General features: G+C 65.7%; 17 protein-coding genes. 10 read left to right on the top strand and 7 right to left on the bottom strand.

Annotated elements, in window-relative coordinates:
- Positions 1–66: 66 nt before the first annotated feature.
- The gene (locus ACFYOW_RS34820; RefSeq protein ID WP_387294310.1) at positions 67–627 is read left to right on the top strand and encodes a GNAT family N-acetyltransferase; all 561 of its coding nucleotides are present in this window, start codon (positions 67–69) and stop codon (positions 625–627) included.
- A 258-nt stretch (positions 628–885) separates the two neighbouring features.
- Here the strand turns inward: ACFYOW_RS34820 and ACFYOW_RS34815 are convergent, their stop codons facing one another.
- Entirely contained in the window at positions 886–1,161 is a 276-nt protein-coding gene (locus ACFYOW_RS34815; protein ID WP_387294309.1) for a hypothetical protein, read from the bottom strand.
- Between the two features lie 93 nt (positions 1,162–1,254).
- Here ACFYOW_RS34815 and purU point away from each other — a divergent pair, with 93 nt between their 5' ends.
- Entirely contained in the window at positions 1,255–2,145 is an 891-nt protein-coding gene (purU, locus tag ACFYOW_RS34810) for a formyltetrahydrofolate deformylase (protein ID WP_040696337.1), read from the top strand.
- A 5-nt stretch (positions 2,146–2,150) separates the two neighbouring features.
- Here the strand turns inward: purU and ACFYOW_RS34805 are convergent, their stop codons facing one another.
- On the bottom strand, positions 2,151–3,185 hold the full coding sequence (locus ACFYOW_RS34805; protein WP_387294308.1) for an alpha/beta fold hydrolase: 1,035 nt from the start codon (positions 3,183–3,185) through the stop codon (positions 2,151–2,153).
- Between the two features lie 358 nt (positions 3,186–3,543).
- Positions 3,544–4,794, bottom strand: coding sequence for a cytochrome P450 (locus tag ACFYOW_RS34800; protein ID WP_387294307.1), 1,251 nt, complete (start codon positions 4,792–4,794; stop codon positions 3,544–3,546).
- A gap of 133 nt (positions 4,795–4,927) precedes the next feature.
- Here ACFYOW_RS34800 and ACFYOW_RS34795 point away from each other — a divergent pair, with 133 nt between their 5' ends.
- Positions 4,928–6,544 (top strand): GMC oxidoreductase, encoded by a 1,617-nt coding sequence (locus tag ACFYOW_RS34795; protein WP_387294306.1) that lies wholly within the window; start codon positions 4,928–4,930, stop codon positions 6,542–6,544.
- Between the two features lie 3 nt (positions 6,545–6,547).
- Here ACFYOW_RS34795 and ACFYOW_RS34790 read toward each other — a convergent pair whose 3' ends face one another.
- The 4 genes from ACFYOW_RS34790 to ACFYOW_RS34775 all read right to left on the bottom strand — a co-directional run bounded on the left by ACFYOW_RS34790 (position 6,548) and on the right by ACFYOW_RS34775 (position 9,546).
- Positions 6,548–6,844, bottom strand: a complete 297-nt coding sequence (locus ACFYOW_RS34790) for a DUF2516 family protein (protein WP_040696344.1) — start codon at positions 6,842–6,844, stop codon at positions 6,548–6,550.
- A gap of 72 nt (positions 6,845–6,916) precedes the next feature.
- Positions 6,917–7,555, bottom strand: coding sequence for a heparin-binding hemagglutinin (locus ACFYOW_RS34785; protein ID WP_387294305.1), 639 nt, complete (start codon positions 7,553–7,555; stop codon positions 6,917–6,919).
- Complete coding sequence (locus tag ACFYOW_RS34780; protein ID WP_364472316.1) at positions 7,552–8,052, bottom strand: helix-turn-helix transcriptional regulator; 501 nt, start codon at positions 8,050–8,052, stop codon at positions 7,552–7,554. Before ACFYOW_RS34780 ends, ACFYOW_RS34785 begins: the two co-directional genes overlap by 4 nt.
- Positions 8,053–8,217: 165 nt before the next feature.
- Positions 8,218–9,546: a DUF445 domain-containing protein gene (locus ACFYOW_RS34775; protein ID WP_387294304.1), complete on the bottom strand. Its 1,329-nt coding sequence runs from the start codon at positions 9,544–9,546 to the stop codon at positions 8,218–8,220.
- 234 nt (positions 9,547–9,780) lie between these two features.
- Between ACFYOW_RS34775 and ACFYOW_RS34770 the strand changes: the two genes are divergently transcribed.
- The 7 genes from ACFYOW_RS34770 to ACFYOW_RS34740 all read left to right on the top strand — a co-directional run bounded on the left by ACFYOW_RS34770 (position 9,781) and on the right by ACFYOW_RS34740 (position 16,054).
- Positions 9,781–10,461, top strand: a complete 681-nt coding sequence (locus tag ACFYOW_RS34770; RefSeq protein ID WP_387294466.1) for a TetR/AcrR family transcriptional regulator — start codon at positions 9,781–9,783, stop codon at positions 10,459–10,461.
- A gap of 264 nt (positions 10,462–10,725) precedes the next feature.
- On the top strand, positions 10,726–12,165 hold the full coding sequence (locus tag ACFYOW_RS34765) for an ABC1 kinase family protein (protein WP_387294303.1): 1,440 nt from the start codon (positions 10,726–10,728) through the stop codon (positions 12,163–12,165).
- 27 nt (positions 12,166–12,192) lie between these two features.
- Positions 12,193–13,446 carry a saccharopine dehydrogenase family protein gene (locus tag ACFYOW_RS34760; protein WP_387294465.1) on the top strand — a complete coding sequence of 418 codons (1,254 nt, stop codon included), beginning with the start codon at positions 12,193–12,195 and terminating at the stop codon, positions 13,444–13,446.
- Positions 13,447–13,505: 59 nt separating this feature from the next.
- Complete coding sequence (locus tag ACFYOW_RS34755) at positions 13,506–14,138, top strand: class I SAM-dependent methyltransferase (RefSeq protein WP_387294302.1); 633 nt, start codon at positions 13,506–13,508, stop codon at positions 14,136–14,138.
- Between the two features lie 117 nt (positions 14,139–14,255).
- Positions 14,256–14,693, top strand: coding sequence for a hypothetical protein (locus ACFYOW_RS34750; protein ID WP_387294301.1), 438 nt, complete (start codon positions 14,256–14,258; stop codon positions 14,691–14,693).
- Positions 14,694–14,696: 3 nt separating this feature from the next.
- On the top strand, positions 14,697–15,362 hold the full coding sequence (locus tag ACFYOW_RS34745) for a hypothetical protein (protein WP_387294300.1): 666 nt from the start codon (positions 14,697–14,699) through the stop codon (positions 15,360–15,362).
- Positions 15,359–16,054 (top strand): ESX secretion-associated protein EspG, encoded by a 696-nt coding sequence (locus ACFYOW_RS34740; RefSeq protein ID WP_387294299.1) that lies wholly within the window; start codon positions 15,359–15,361, stop codon positions 16,052–16,054. Before ACFYOW_RS34745 ends, ACFYOW_RS34740 begins: the two co-directional genes overlap by 4 nt.
- Positions 16,055–16,212 lie beyond the last annotated feature (158 nt).

The following is a 16,212-nucleotide window of genomic DNA, read 5'->3' as shown; positions in this document are numbered from 1 at the left end:
TTGCGACTGCCCAGTCGACAGTTGCGCAGTTGCGGATGGCCCATTCGTTCAGGAGGAGACGACACCGTGCTGATCCGTCGCGAACGCGCCGACGATGCTGCCGCGATCGCGGCCGTCCACCGCAGCGCCTTCGGACCGCAGTACGCGAATACCGATAACGACCGGGAGACGGCCGAATTCACCGACGACAGCGCCGCGGACCCACCCGAGGTCGACCTCGTCACCCGCCTGCGCAGCGACTCGGGCTGGATCCCTACCCTCTCGATGGTCGCCGTCGAATACGACACCGTCATCGGCCACGTCTGCCTCACCCGCGCGGGCGTCGGCCCGTTCCCGGTGCTCGCCCTCGGCCCGATCGGCGTCCTGGCCGAACATCAGGGCAATGGTGTCGGCGCGGCCATGATGCACGCCGCCCTCGGCGCCGCCGACGCCCTCGACGAACCCCTGATCGGTTTGGCCGGAAGCATCGACTACTACCCCCAATTCGGCTTCACCCCCGCGGCCCGCCTCGGCATCACACCCGATGAACCGGCCTGGGTTTCCCACTTCCAGGTGCGGGCACTGTCGGCGTACGACTCGCAGATCGCCGGCGAATTCCGTTACGCGGAGCCGTTTTACGAGCTGTAGGTCAGGGCGGGGTCGAGGTTCCATGAGCCAGGGGGACCGAGCGGGAGTTGGGGATCCAGGCGATGTCGGGGGCGGCCTGGTCAGCGGGAGGTCCAGGTGGGGGCTGGCAGGCGGAGCCAGAAGCGCCGAGGCTCGGAATTCACACAACAGCTCACCGGGCGGCGTTAGCGATGCCGCCAGGGCAGTATCTTCAAGATCACCATGTACTGGCGGAGGCAAACGTCGAGAGTGGCGCTCCAGGAATACATTCTCGGCGGGTCAGGGGTGGTGGTGGAGGTCGTAGACGTAGGAGCGTTCGTGTTTGCGGGAGACCCAGGCGCCTTCGGGTGGGAGGGGGCCTTGGCCTGGGTCGTCGAAGGGGCGGCTCAGGACTTCGCCGGAATCGGTGCAGATCGACCAGCCGAAGTCCGGGAGGCGGCGGCACCAGAGGTCGTGATCGATTCGCTTGTAGGACGGGTAGCCGTAGGCCCAGCCGTCGCGGACGAATTCGTAGGTCAGCCCATCGAGCTGTCGTACGAACTTCACACGCGTCACTTTTCCATTGTCGGCTTTCCCGCCACCTTCGCTCAACACCTGCCCGGGGCGGGGTGACGCAGGTGCGCATAGTCGACCTGGGAGGATTAGCCCATGAGTTCCGCTCCACCTGTCCTGGACGATCGACGCTTCGTGCTCACCCTCGGGTGCCCGGACCGTCCCGGCATCATTGCCAGGATCACCTCCTTCATCGCCGAGTTCGGGGGGTCCATTGTGGAGGCGGGCTACCACTCCGACCCGGATATCGGCTGGTTCTTCACCCGTCAGGCGATCAAGGCGTCGACGGTGCCGTTCGGTATCGCGGAACTGCGGGACCGGTTCGCCGGGGTCGCGGCCGACTTCGGCCCGGAGACCGAGTGGCAGCTGCTCGACTCGGGTGAGCGTCGCCGGGCCGTACTGCTGGTCAGCAAGGACGGCCACTGCCTGCACGACCTGCTCGGACGCGCCGCGAGCGGTGAACTGCCCGCCACCATCGAAGCGGTGATCGGCAATCACCCGGACCTCGCCGGGATGACCGAGGCGCATGGCGTGAAGTTCCACCATGTGCCGTTCCCGAAGGATCCGGCCGAACGCGGCCCGGCCTTCGAGGAGGTGCGCGCCCTGGTCGATGCTCACGATCCGCACGCCGTCGTCCTGGCCCGCTTCATGCAGGTGCTCCCCGCCGAACTCTGCGAGCACTGGGCGGGCAAGGCGATCAATATCCACCACAGCTTCCTGCCATCGTTCGTCGGCGCTCGGCCCTACCACCAGGCCTTCGCCCGGGGCGTCAAGCTGATCGGCGCGACCTGCCACTACGTCACCGCCGAACTCGACGCCGGCCCGATCATCGAACAGGACGTCATCCGGATCGACCACGCCGACGAGGTCCGCGATATGGTCCGCCAAGGCCGCGACATCGAACGCGTGGTCCTGGCGCGCGGCCTCCGCTGGCACCTCGAGGGCCGCGTCCTGGTCCACGGCCGCCGCACCGTGGTCTTCTCCTAGGAGGCCTACCCAGCTGCCTTGGCGGGCTGACGCACCGAATCGAGGACCAACTCCAGTTCCTCGTTGAACTGCTCATACATCTCGGTATTTCCCAGATGCCCCTGCGGGAGCACCTCGTATTTGACCAGACTGCCGGTCTCCCTGAGCATTTCGGCGATTCGCTCGGCGTGCACCGGCGGCGTCATATCGTCGAACTCGCCGGCCAGGATTGTGGTCGGCACGACGAGGTTGCGGGCCGATTCACCGAGATCCAGTTCGGCGAGCAGGATTCCGAATTTCGCACGGACGCGGGCCGGGCAGGAGCGGACGACGGCGAGGCTGTAGTCGACCACGTCGCCGGTGGAGCGCAGGCTCATGATCTGCCGGGTGAAGGCCCACTTGACCGGAGCGACCGGCGGGAAGACGAGCGGGGAGCCGAGGCCTAGGCGGCCTATCTTGTGCGGCAGCTGAATTCGCCGGTTGAGCAACGGGAGTGGTGCATTGAAGAACGGCAGGACGGTCGTCTCGGCGACCAGTCGACTCGGCGCGGTATTGGTCAGCAGTACTGCGCATGCCTGCTTCGCGACGCGATCCGGATAGCGTCCGGCCCAGGCCTGCAGGGTCATGCCGCCGAGACTGTGGCCGACCACAACCGCGCGCTCGCCCGGGCGCAGTGTGGCGTCGAGCACTGTGGCCAGATCGTCGGCGAGCAGATCGGTGGTCAGATGGCTGGAGCCGAGTTCGCTCTCGCCGTGACCACGCACGTCGTAGACGACTACGCGGTACCGATCGGCGAATTCGTTGATCTGCGCATTCCAGTATTCGATGGCGCAGGTCCAGCCGTGTACCAGCACGATCGTCTGCGCATCGGCCGGTCCGTAGACGTGTACGCGCAAACGCGCACCATCACCGGTGACGACCGGAACGACCGCATGGGGCGCGGTCGGCGGATTCAGCGCCGCGGTCGCATAGGTACGCGACCGCAGGTTGGCGCGGTGTGTGTGAAGCAGCCCCCGGACCCGACCAGGGACGTCCACCAGTGCAGGCGGCATTGCACGCATCGGACACTCCTTTGTGTAACTCTCCGATACACTAATCGCAAACCGCCGTGCTTGCTAGAGCAAGCAGCCCAAAAGTTATCCCAACTTCTCCCCAGGCCCGTTTGTGAACGATCCCAAAGCAAGCTCGAACCAGCCGGTCGCCGGAAGGTCGAAACCAGCTGTCAACAGCAAAGACCACCGCTGTGAACGCTGACAAACGGCCGCCGAATCGCATATCCGGTCATCAACCGGATCGCACCAAGTCGACCGAAAATCCAGCAACAGGCACGCGGGCCCGGCGAGTCAATGGCGACCAGCGCACGCAGACAGCGAGTACTTGGTACGCCCCACGCCATCCCCAACCGCAGCCGCGCCCGGCTCAGGCGCGCAGCTTGACGGGCATGGAGCGGTAGGCGTGCAGATTGCGCAGGGGATGTGGGATCGGCGGACCGTCCAAGGCCAGATCCGGGTACCGCTCGAACAAGGCCCGCAGCGCAATCGAGCCCTCCAATCGAGCCAGCGTGGCGCCCAAGCAGCCGTGCACCCCACTGCCGAACGCGAGGTGATCCGCGGCATTGGCCCTGGTCACATCGAATCGTTCGGGATCAGGGAAGACGGCGGGGTCGTAGTTGGCACCCGCCAACGACAGCAGGACCAGGGAACCGGATTCGACGCGCTGGTCGGCGAGGTCCACCTCGCAGTTCGTGACTCGGCCCGTCATCCGCACCGGACCGTCGTAACGCAAGACTTCCTCGACCGCACGTGGCCACAGCTCCGGCTGTGCCGCCAGCAGTTCCAGCTGGTCCGGATGGCTTGTCAGCAGGGCGATTCCATTGCCGAGCATATTCACCGTCGTCAAGAATCCAGCGTCCAGCAGCAACGCCGCATTGGACATCTGCTCGCGACGGGAGAGCTCGCCACCTGTCACCAGCATGCTGAGCACGTCGTCGGCCGGTTCGGCGGTGAGCCCGTCGAGGTGTTGGTCGAAGTACCGCTGAACCTCGGCCAGATCTTCGATGGCGTGGCGGTAAGTGCTCCAGCTCAGGCCGCGTTCGAGCAGCGGCGCACCGGAATCTCCCCACTTCAGCAGGGTCGAATGCATGTGGGCGGGCAACCCGAGAATCTCGGCGATGATCGCGACCGGCAACTGTGCGCAAAAGTCGACGATCAGATCCGGCCGCGGCTTCGATTCCAGGCGTTCGAGCAGGTCATCGGTCACTTCGACAACCCGCTCACGCAGTTTGGCGATCGCCCTCGGGGTGAATGCCTGCCCGACCAGGCGACGGTAGCGGGTGTGGTCCGGCGGATCGGTCACCAGCATCGAGGGCGGCTCCGCGAGGTTGGGCAGCCCCGGATCCGTTTTGGTCATCACCCAGCGGATCGGCTTGGGCAAGGCCGAATGGTCGGGCCTGACCACGCTGAAGCGACGGTCGCGCAGGATGAGTCGGCACAGTTCGTAGTCTGCGGTCACGCGCAAACCCGACATCCTGGGTATCCGGCCCCGCCGCCGGATCTCCTCGACGTACTGCGACGAGCCGAGCAAACGATCCGCACCGACCGCGATCTGTCCAAGGGGGTCACCCCGACGCGCCGCCCAGAGCATGTAGAACCGTGGCAGGCCATGCATCATCAGCCACCGGATCCATACGCGTATCAAGATCTCGTCACCTCCCACGTCCCCTTTCCATATGATAGATAGCCGCTATGGCGCAGCGTCGCTGTCGGCGCTGATGGAGCGACCTTCGGATCAGGTGAGAGGCACCATGGACAGGCGCAGTTTCGTCAAAGGCGCTGGCCTGGCGACGATGCTGGGGCTTGCGAGTGGAACCACGTTTGCGGCGTGGGCCGACGATTACAGCCCGAGCCCGAAATCACCGGTGTACCGCACGCTGGTGCCGGAGATCTTCGCGCCGCTGCCGGACCCGGCCGATCATCTGCCCGCCGTCGTCATCGGATCCGGATTCGGGGGGTCGATCACCGCGCTGCGTCTGGCGCAGGCCGGGACCCAGGTCGCGGTGCTCGAGCGAGGGTCGCGCTGGCCGAACGATCCGTGGCGCAATATCTTCGCCAACGACACGGTTCCGGATGGCCGCGGCTTCTGGCATCGCACGACCTTTACCGGCGCGAACAGGCTCACCGTGCAGATCGATCCGTTCGGCGGGGTTCTCGACGTTTCCAGTTACCCGGGCATGGACGTATGGCGCGGTGCGTGTGTGGGCGGTGGCTCGGTGGTGTTCACCGGAGTGATGATCGAGCCGGAGCAGCGGTTCTTCGACCACGTCTTCCAGGGGGTGGTCGACTATCGCGAGATGCACGACGTCTTCTACCCCCGGGTTCGAAATACGTTGCGGCTGAGCCCGATACCGAACGACATCTACGACTCCTTCGCCTTCACCCACGCACGGGGCTGGGACGAACAGTTCCGTGCGGCCGGCTATACACCGCAGCGCATCGACGGCAGTTGGAATTGGGACGTCATCCGCGACGAGCTGACCGGACGATCGACGCCGTCGGCCACGGTCGGCTGTTCGAACCTCGGCAATTCCAACGGCGCGAAGTTCGATCTGAACCAGAACTACCTGCGTTATGCCGAGGACACCGGCCGTGCCCAGGTCTATCCCGGCCATCGCGTGGACGCCATCGGCGAGGAGTCGGGTCGCTATACCGTCGCCGTGACCAAACTCGCGCCGACCGGCGAGGTGCTCCGCATCCGCACACTGACCTGCGACAAGCTGTTCCTTGCCGCGGGCTCGGTCGGCACCTCCGAACTGTTGGCGCGCGCGCGGGCGACGGGCGCGCTGCCGAATCTGAACGAGCACATCGGCGAAGGCTGGGGCGGCAACGGCGATGTCGCATTGGCGCGGCCTGCCAGTTCGGTCGAGATAGGGACCCAGGGCACGCCGTCTGCGAGCCGGATTCTGGACGAGACGGGCGCACCCGTATCGCTGGAAAACTGGTTCGTCCCCGGCACCACGCCCTTCGACGTCGGCATTCTCGCGTCGTTGGGCATGGTCCTCGACGACACCCGCGGCCGGTTCGTCTACAACCCGACCGACGGGAGCGTGAACCTGCAGTGGCCACCCGACGGCGCCGCCGGCTACCTGGCGCACGCACGGGAAGTCAACAACAAGGCGACCTGCAACTGCCCGTCCAACGCCCAACCAGCCTTGGAGGCGGATGCCTCGTTCACCTCACATCCGTTGGGCGGCGCAGTGATCGGACGCGCGACTGACCCCTACGGTCGGGTGCGTGGCTATCGAGGCCTGTACGTGATGGACGGGGCGGCTGTGCCCGGCAGCACCGGAACAGTGAACCCGTCGTTGACGATCAGTGCGCTGGCCGAGCGCAATATCGAAGAGATCATTCGTTCCGGCGAGTAGTCACTACCAGCGCGGCCCGCGTTGAATCTCATCCACCTTCGGCCGCACATCGGCGAGGTACACGCCGGTCGCGATAATCGACACCAGCGCAAGCAGACTCGTGACGCTCAGCGAGAGCAACAGGAACAGCAGGGCCGCGCCGAGGATGGCGATCCAGATCGGTTTGGTCAGCTTGTCGACCGCGGTGAAGGCGTCCGGGCGCTGGCGGATGGCGTGGATGAGCGCGAAAATCGTCGCGCCGAGCGCCAAGAGCCGCAGCCCGTACAAGATCCAGCTGGCCAATCCGTGCGCTGTGTCCACCAGCCCATCATAGAAGCAACGACCCCGCACACGTCGGTGTGCGGGGTCGTCAGCGTGGAGAAGGGAAGGGCCTCAGGCCTTCTTGGGAGCCGCCTTCTTGGCCGGAGCCTTCTTGGCGGCGGGCGCCTTCTTGGCCGGAGCCTTCTTCGGGGCGACGCCCTCGGTCTCGGTGGTCACCTCGAGGACCTCGGCCTCGACGACCGGCTCGACCTCGGCCTCTTCTTCTTCCTTGGCCGGGCGGCCGATCAGCTCGTTGACCTTGGTGAGCGCATCCTCGGCGCGGCTGGCCGCATCCTTGTACAGCGTCTCGACGCGCTCGATCTGATCCTCGACGAGGTGGTTGGCGCGCAGCCGCTCGACGGTCTCCTCGCCGCGCACGGCCAGATCCGCGTACAGGTCCAGGACCTGGGTGTAGTACTTCTCGGCGAGCGCCTTCAGCTCCTCCGAGGTGAACTTCTCGCGCAGCTCGGCGAGGTCCTCCGGCAGCTCCGATGGCAGGCCGGACAGCCGCTCGCGCAGCGTCTCGAACTGGGCCCGGACATCGGCGGGCACGTTGGCGAAGCGCTCGCGGGCCTCTTCCACGCGACCGCTGACATCGGTGGAGGCGGCGCGCTCACGCACCTGGGTGACCGCGTCGACAACCGCGGCGTATACGGCGTCACCGGCACCGACGGTTGCGAACAGTGGCTTGATGGTTGCGTTTTCGGTCATTCTTCGTTCTCCTGGCGTGGCGGAGTTGGTGATGTGCTCGGAACGTCGCTGTCCCACTCGTTCCCCCCTGGTTCGCTTCCTCCGTTTTCCCGGCGAAACGATTCATAGATGTCCAGCAGTACCTGCTTCTGCCGTTCGCTGATCGACGTATCGGCAAGCAGGGCATCCCGGACCGGACTGTGCGGCCGCTGCTCGAGATAGCCAGCCCGTACGTACAACACCTCCGAAGAGACGCGCAGTGCCTTGGCGATCTGCGCGAGTACTTCGGCGGACGGATTACGCAATCCGCGCTCGATCTGACTGAGATACGGATTGCTCACTCCCGCCAGGGTGGCGAGCTGACGCAACGAGACTTGCGCAGCTTCTCGCTGTGCCCTGATGAAACCTCCGATGTCGTGTGCCGCGTTGGCCACACGCGCCGCCTTTTCGCCGACGCCGCTGGATCTCTCCTGCGAATCGTCGGTGTACTCGGCGGAACCTTCGGGCTGGTCTGCCATCACTCACCTTCTGGCGGTTGTACGTTTGCAATTCTAAAGCAGGGTGCTAGCTATTGCAAGCACGCTGTAAGCACCCCTCCAGCGCAGCGCGCTCTGTCCAATTCGCGGCGTTCACGGCCCTCCATGCAGGCTGCCGCCTCCGGGCCCGAGCTCACGCCGCGGTGCTCAGCCGCCGAACATCAAATGCGAAATCGTGTAGATCACCAGCCCTGCCAGCGATCCTACGACCGTGCCATTGATGCGAATGAATTGCAGATCACGCCCAACCTGCAATTCGATCTTCTTGCTAGCTTCCTCGGCATCCCACCTGGCAACCGTGTCGGTGACCAGAGTGGTGATCTCCCCCGCATAGTTTTCCACCAGATACCGCGCGCCGCGATCGATCCAATCGTCGACTTTGGCGCGCATCTCGGCATCGTCGCGCAGCCGCTCCCCGAGTTGCTGCACATTCTCGGCGACCTTGCGTCGCAGCGTGGAGTTCGGATCGTCGGCCGATTCCAGGATCAGCCGCTTGGCCGCGCGCCAGGTCGCCTCGGCCATGCCGGTGATCTCCTCGCGACCCATGATCTGCGCCTTGATCCGCTCGGCCTTTTTGATCATGGCGTCGTCGTGCTGCAGGTCGTAGGCGAATTCCTCGAGGAACCGATTCGCCGCGAGCCGCACCTCGTGTTCCGGATTCGACCGCACCTTCCAGGTGAACTCGACGAGTTCCCGATAGATCCTTTCTGAAAGCAGAATGTTTACGAATTTCGGAGCCCATTGCGGCGCATCCCGCAAAACGATCCGGTCGATCGTTTCCTGCGAACCGAGCGCCCACTGGTGCGCACGCTCGGCAAGCATGTCGAGCAGCGGCAATTGCCGATTGTCGGCGAGCAGTTCGGCAAGCACCCGCCCGATCGGCGGACCCCACAGCGGTTCGGCGATCCGCTTGACGATGGTGTTGTCGATGACCTGCTCGACATCCTCATCCCGCAGCACACCGACTACCGCGCGCAGAATGGTCGAACTCTCCTGGGCCACCCGGCCAGCATGTCCGGGATCGGCCATCCAGCGCCCCACCCGCCAGGAGACCTGCGCCGAATTCACTTTCGCCGAGACCACGTCCGGGGCAAGGAAATTCGATCCGACGAAGGCGCCGAGACTGGCGCCGAGCTGATCTTTCTTCTTCCTGATGATCGCGGTATGCGGGATCGGCAGGCCGAGCGGATGGCGGAACAGCGCGGTCACGGCGAACCAGTCGGCGAGTGCGCCGACCATGCCCGCCTCGGACGCGGCCCGCAGGTAACCGACCCAATCATCACCCGCACCGCGCGATTCCAACCAGCGGCAGAACAGATAGACCGCTGTCGCGAACGCCAACAACCCGGTGGCAAGGGCCTTCATCTTGAACAGATCGCGGCGCTTGCCCGCCTCGTCGACGAAGGCCGCGAAACTGGTCGGTGGTGCGGACGTAGGCGCATCCAGCACTGCGATGCTGCCGGGAGCTTTCTCCATGACACCCATTCTGCTGTGTGTTGCCGACCGACCTCAGGGCCGATCGCAAGCGACATGCAACCGACGCCGAATGGCCCGATTATGTGCAACCTGTCGCAACCAACACCCAAACGCGCATGTCGGTCGTTGTCTGGACCTAAGCTGGTGGTCCACGAACCCATACAAACGAGGGAGCTGACGCTGTCCACCGATGACCTTGTCGATGTCGGCGAGCTTGCCGAACGACCGGCGGCGGTGCGCACCGGCCGGACGGACGGACGCAAGCGCCGATGGCGGCAGCACAAGATCGACCGCCGCGAAGAGCTGGTCGATGGCACCCTCGCGGCTATTCGCACGCGGGGCAGCAATGCGGGCATGGACGAGATCGCCGCGGAGATCGGTGTCTCCAAAACCGTGCTCTACCGCTACTTCTCGGATAAGAACGACCTGGTCCACGCGACCATGCAGCGGTTCATCGAGACCACGCTGATGCCGCGGGTGTACGAGGCGATCAGCCTCGACGCGGACGAGTACCACCTGGTGCGTTCGGCCCTGGCAGCCTACGTCGGCACGGTCGACGAGGATCCCGAGGTCTACCGGTTCATCATGGGCAACGGCTCGACCGATCAGTCCTCGCTCGCCGAATTCGAGAAACTCTTCGCCGACGTCGTGACCACGGTCATCATCGATCGCGGCGCCGAGCACGGCTTCGCGACCGAGGGCGCGCTGCTGTGGTCGTATGTGCTTGTCGGCGGCATCCAGTTGGCAACGCACTGGTGGACCACGGACAAGGCGATGTCGCGCGAGGAAGTCATCGACTACCTGACCATGATGGCCTGGAGCGCCATCGAGGGCATGGCGCGCGCGGGCGGCTCCCGGGCGATCTTCAACGCCCAGCCGCACATCCTGCCGGACCCGCCGCGAGCCGGCGCCTGAGCGCTAGCTCGTGATCGCCAACCGATCAATCGCCCGACTTCGCGCGCTAACAGGCCGCTAGCTGGGGCGCTAGCTGAAATAGTGACGGCGGTCTCGACATTGCCGCGAGGTTGGCTACTCTGAAGCCGAGCGGTACGCGGGTGTCCCACGTCGCCGCCCCGCGCGCTCTCCCAGATGGCGGGCCGCGCTGGGCGCTACACGGTTACGCAAGCTACCGCCTGCGCGCCCGTCGCGCCGACCGCTGGCACCAATGGAGGTACCTCGATGGCGAAGCAAGTGCCGACTTCTCGGCTTGCTCGTGGCACCAAGCTGGGAGCGGTGGCAGCCAGTTCGGTAATCCGAACCCAGCGCACACGCCTATCCATGCGGGGCCGGTCGGCGGCCGTGCGCGCGAAGATGGCCGAGGAGTCCATGATCCGCACCACCGAGCAGGTGGTCACGGTCCTCGGGACCATGAAGGGCGTGGCCATGAAGCTCGGCCAGATGATGTCGGTGCTCGATCTCGATCTGGTGCCCGAGAGCCATCGCGAACGCTTCCAGAAACGACTCGCCGTGCTGCGCAATGCCGCGCCGACGGTGTCGTTCGAGTCGATGCGGCAGGTGATCGAGGAGGACTTCGGGCAGCCGCTGGACGCGGTATTCGCCGAATTCCAGCCCGAGCCCATTGCCGCGGCCTCGATCGGGCAGGTGTATCTGGGGCGGCTGCACGACGGACGTCAGGTCGCGGTGAAGGTGCAGTACCCGGGCATCGATGCGGCGGTGCGCGCGGATCTCAAGAATTTGGCCATGTTCCGGCGCGTACTGCAATCGGCGATGCCTTGGGTCACGCCCGCCGTACTCGACGAGCTGCGGCTGAATATGGAGAGCGAACTCGACTATCACGCCGAGGCCGCTACCCAGCTCCAGATCGCCGAGCTCTACGCCGGACACCCGTTCATCATGGTGCCGCGTTCACTGCCCGAACTCAGTACGACGCGGGTACTGGTCAGTGAATATGTGGCGGGCAACGGATTCGAGGAGATCCGGCAGTTGCCCGCGGCCGAGCGCAATCGGATCGGCGAGATCATCTACCGCTTCTATGTCGGTTCGCTGTTCAGCTTCAACGAATTCTGTGGTGACCCGCATCCGGGAAATGTGTTGCTGGCCAACGACGGCCGGATCGGCTTCCTCGATTTCGGCCTGTTCAATCGGATGGATCCCGAACATGTGCGGTTCGAGACGATCTGCCTGCGCGCGGCGGCCGAGGATCGGGCAGAAGACCTGCGGCAGTTGATGATCGAGCGCGGCGTGATCGACTCGCCCGATGAGATCGGCGCCGAGGAATGCCTGGAATACGTGCTCGCGGCCTCGGAATGGTGTCTGCTCGACGAAGAGCTGACCATTACCCCGGAACTGGCCAGCGGTGCGTTTCTGCTCGCGGTGGATCCGCGAGCCAGTGAATTCGCCGGGATGAAACAGCAGAATCTGCCGCCGGAGCACCTGTTTTCGCGGCGTGCCGACTTCCTCACCTTCGGCATGCTCGGTCAGCTCGAATGCACCGCGAACTGGCACAAGATTTCCCGCGAATGGCTCTATGACGAGGCGCCGGTCACCGATTTGGGTAAGGCGCATCGGGAGTGGTTGATCGAGCGCAAGCCGATGCCGACCAAGAAACCGCGGGCGCGGGCGAAGAAGCCGACCACGCGCGGTTCCGGTACCAAATAATTCAGCACAGCAGCTATCGAACGGACGATCATGGCAGACAACCGAGAATTCGACCTAGTGCTGTTCGGCGCAACGGGTTTCGTCGGCAAGCTCACCGCGGAATATCTGCTCGGCGCGGCGCCCGCCGAGGCGCGCATCGCACTGGCGGGACGCTCGCTCGACAAATTGACAACGGTCCGTGACGAACTCGGCCCGGACGCCGCGAATTGGGGTCTGGTAGTCGCCGATTCGACCGACCAGGCCGCACTCGACGCACTCGCGGCGCGGACCACGGTTGTGGTGACAACCGTCGGCCCGTACCTGCGCTACGGCATCCCGCTGGTGGCCGCGTGCGCGAAGGCCGGTACCCACTACGCCGACCTCACCGGCGAGCCGCTGTTCATCCGGGACGCGATCGACCGCTACCACGAGCAGGCGGTGCAGACCGGCGCGAAGATCGTGAATTCCTGTGGCTACGACTCGATTCCGTCGGATGTGAGTGTGTACCAGCTGTACAAGCGCACCGTCGCGGACAACACCGGCGAACTCGAGGACACCACCCTGATTGCGTCGCTGAAGGGCGGGGTGAGCGGCGGCACCATCGACTCGGGCCGGGCCATGATGGAGGCCATAGCGGCCGATCCGGCCAAGGGTTCGGTGATGAGCCACCCGTATTCGCTCAGTCCGGACAAGTCGATGGAACCGAATGTCGGCCGGCAGACCGATCAGGCGCTGCAGCGGGCCAGCAGCATCGACCCCAGCCTGGATGGGTGGGTCGGTACCTTCGTCATGGCCGCGCACAACACCAAGATCGTGCGCCGCACCAACGGCCTGCTCGGTTGGGTCTACGGCAAGAACTTCCGCTACCGCGAGGTGATGAACGCGGGCAAATCGGCCGCGGCACCGCTGGTGGCTGCCGGTATGGCGGGCGGCATCGTGGCGACGATGGCGGCCGGTGCGGTGCTGTCGCGAGTCGCGGTGGGGCGCAAGCTGCTCGACCGGATCGTGCCCAAACCCGGCACCGGACCGAGCGAACAGGCACGCACCAGTGGCTGGTTCAGCATGAAGACCTACGCGCGCACCTCCTCGGGCGCGAAATACGTGGCGACCTTCTCCGGCGCCGGCGATCCCGGCTACCAGGCCACCGCCGTCATGCTCGGACAGGCCGGACTGTGCCTGGCATTCGACGGTGCGAAGCAGCCCGAATTGGCTGGCATCCTCACCCCTGCGGCCGCGATGGGCGACGCACTCACCGACCGGTTGCGCGCCGCAGGCATGACTATCGAGGTCGAGCGCACGTAGTCGCGGACAAACCGAGGAGCTCGGATGAAATCGCCGTCTGCGGACCCGAGGGCGGTGCGGTGAACCTCGCTCGACGCACCATGAACGCACCCGCCCTCGCCGCGATCTACGAAAAGGCTTGGCGGCCTGCGCTGTTCTATCTGGCCAGCGGCCGCAGCACAGCCGCCGACCGTCGCGACGCCGTCACCACACTGCGTCTCGACGGGCCCAAGAAGGTGCTCGATATCGCTTGCGGTCCAGGCAACTTCACTCGCTATCTGAGCAATGCCCTCGACGGGGACGGCTTCGCCATCGGTCTGGACTACTCCGAACCGATGCTGGCCCGAGCCGTCACCGATAACGCGGGCCCGCGCGTCGGCTACCTCCGTGGCGACGCGCGCACGCTGCCCTTCGCGGACGGCACCTTCGACGCCGTCTGCTGCTTCGGCGCGCTCTATCTGATCCCCGACCCGATCGCGGCGACCCGCGAAATGATCCGCGTCCTCGCCCCCGGCGGCCGCATCGCCATCACCACCAGTCACCGCGCCGACAACCCGTTCGGCCGGGCGAGCCGGGTCGTCGGCGGCTGGAGCGGACTGCGCGTCTTCGACGACGAGACCTTCCCGAAGCTCTTCGCCGAAGCGGGCCTGATCGATATTGATCAACAGGTCCACCGCCTCCTGCAATACATCAGCGCCACCCGCCCGCTCTAGGGATCCACTTTGTCGTGCGCCACATCACATGGGTGCGGCGTCGAGGGACGAGCACAAGCGGGTTACACCGGTCGGTGCCGAACGGTAAAGTGCCCGCAAGCGGTGGGTGGACCGAACGTGAGGGGGGCGACCCAGATGGCGGTACCGGATACCGGTCAGCGGATGGCCAGGCAGTTGTATGCCGCCGCCACCGGAACCAGCGGCGGAGAACCCTTCGAGCTGGCCGAGGACGTCGCCGAAAACCTCGCCGCCGCATGCGACAAGCTCGTCGAGGATCTGCAAAAGGCAACGGCCACCGGACATCTCGTCACCGAGGTATCCGGTTTTCCCGACCTACCGACGGGCCACGGCCTGGCAAAAGGCTTCGGCGACAAGGGCACTCAATTCCTCGACACCGTCACCGCATTTCAGGAAACGGCCCTGCTGTACAAGGCCGCCTATCTGGCCGCGGGAAAGCGTTTCGAGGATGCCGAGGCCGCAAATCGTGCCGCGCTGCAACTGATCACCGAGTACCTGGAGTCGCCGCGCGGCGAACAGACCGACGGAAGCCACTGACCCATGGCTGATTCCGTCACCAGGGCCGCCGCCGACGCCATCCGGGTCAAGCAGCGCGCCGTCGCCGCCTCCGCCGGATCGGCAAGCGGCGGAACCGATCCCCCGTACGCACCCGAGCGCGAACTGTTCGGCGCCTATACGCACCAGGAGATCTGGGATCTGGTGCACGAGGTCATCGATCCCGCGGCTCTCGGCCGGGTCGCCGATGCCTGGCGCGCCGATGCCACCGTGGTCGCCGAGGCATTCCAGGCCTTCTCCGATGCCACCAATCGCGAATTCGCGCACTGGTCGGGTCGTTCCGCCGATTCCGCGCTGCGCGCCACCCGCGAATTCGTCCGCGCCGGAACCCAGGCGCACGATGTCTGCCGCGCGGTGCAGCGTCTGATGGAGCTCAATTCCGATGCGGCGCAGGCCATCCGAGCGGCGATTCCGCCGCCGCCGCAGTATCGTGCTCTGGAAGATCCGGCCGCCGAAACGATCCACGGCGGACAACGCAGGATGGACCACGACATGGCCGCTGCTACGGCGCAGGCCGATGTCCAGGACACGATGACCTATGTCTACACCCCGATCATGCCCGCATCCGGCGACCGTGTCCCCCGATTCACCCCGCCGCCCGACGGCCCCCAGATCGCGCGGCCGAATGCCGGCAGCGGGGGCACACGGTGAAATGGGTATTCACCCCAGACGAATTCACGCATGTCTGGGAGAACGAAACGAGCCTGGACCGCCGCCCCTACCCGGTCAATCTGGCGCCCGCGGCCACGGTCCGCACCGAATCCGAATACACCGCACTGCGACTACCCCAGCGCTTCGCCCGCCAGGCCGATGCCGATCTGGCCGCCGCGCTCATGCTGTGCGCCCGCTCCGATGCCACCACCATCACCGTCTCCGGTGAGTCGGGCGCCAAAAGGATCCTCGTTTTCGCCGCGGTGGTGCACAACCACGCGGGCATTCTGATCGCCGATATCGACAAGGTGACGGTGCGCATGTGCCACGTCCGCAGCCTCGGCAAACATTTGGTGGAGATCATCGGATCGGCCGAGCCGGGCAAGCTCGCGCCCATGCGGGAGCCGCAGGACGCGGTCCTGAACTCCGACGATGGCGACAGCGCGACCAACGGCCATCGCCGCGCCGCTCGGTTCCGCCAGATCCTGCGAAAACCGGTGGACGGTCGTGGCTTCATCACCGTGACCGTGGAACCGGAAAACCCGATGTCGCCGCCCACCCGGCACCGCAGCTGGCTCGATTTCACCGGTGACGGACGCTATCTGCTCACCACCTCGCACGAGCTGACCCTGACCCCGGTCACCGACGAGGATTTCGCCGACCAATTGCTTCGGCTCGCCCAGATCCGCTGACACATCGCCGGGCAGTTGACAACCGCCACGCCGCAGCGCCCACGTGAGCACAACGAAGCGAGTCTTACGAGCGACCCGTGGGCGGCCCCGCGGCCCCCCCCCCCGGGGCCGCGCCCCCCCGCGCCAAGACCCAGGCGCGCCCGCCGCGCCCGGCCCCA

Origin of the sequence: Nocardia sp. NPDC006982 (assembly GCF_042869435.1) — a bacterium.
Lineage (GTDB): Bacteria > Actinomycetota > Actinomycetes > Mycobacteriales > Mycobacteriaceae > Nocardia.
Note: the sequence above shows the minus strand (reverse complement) of the source record. Positions and strands in the feature narration are given on the sequence as shown.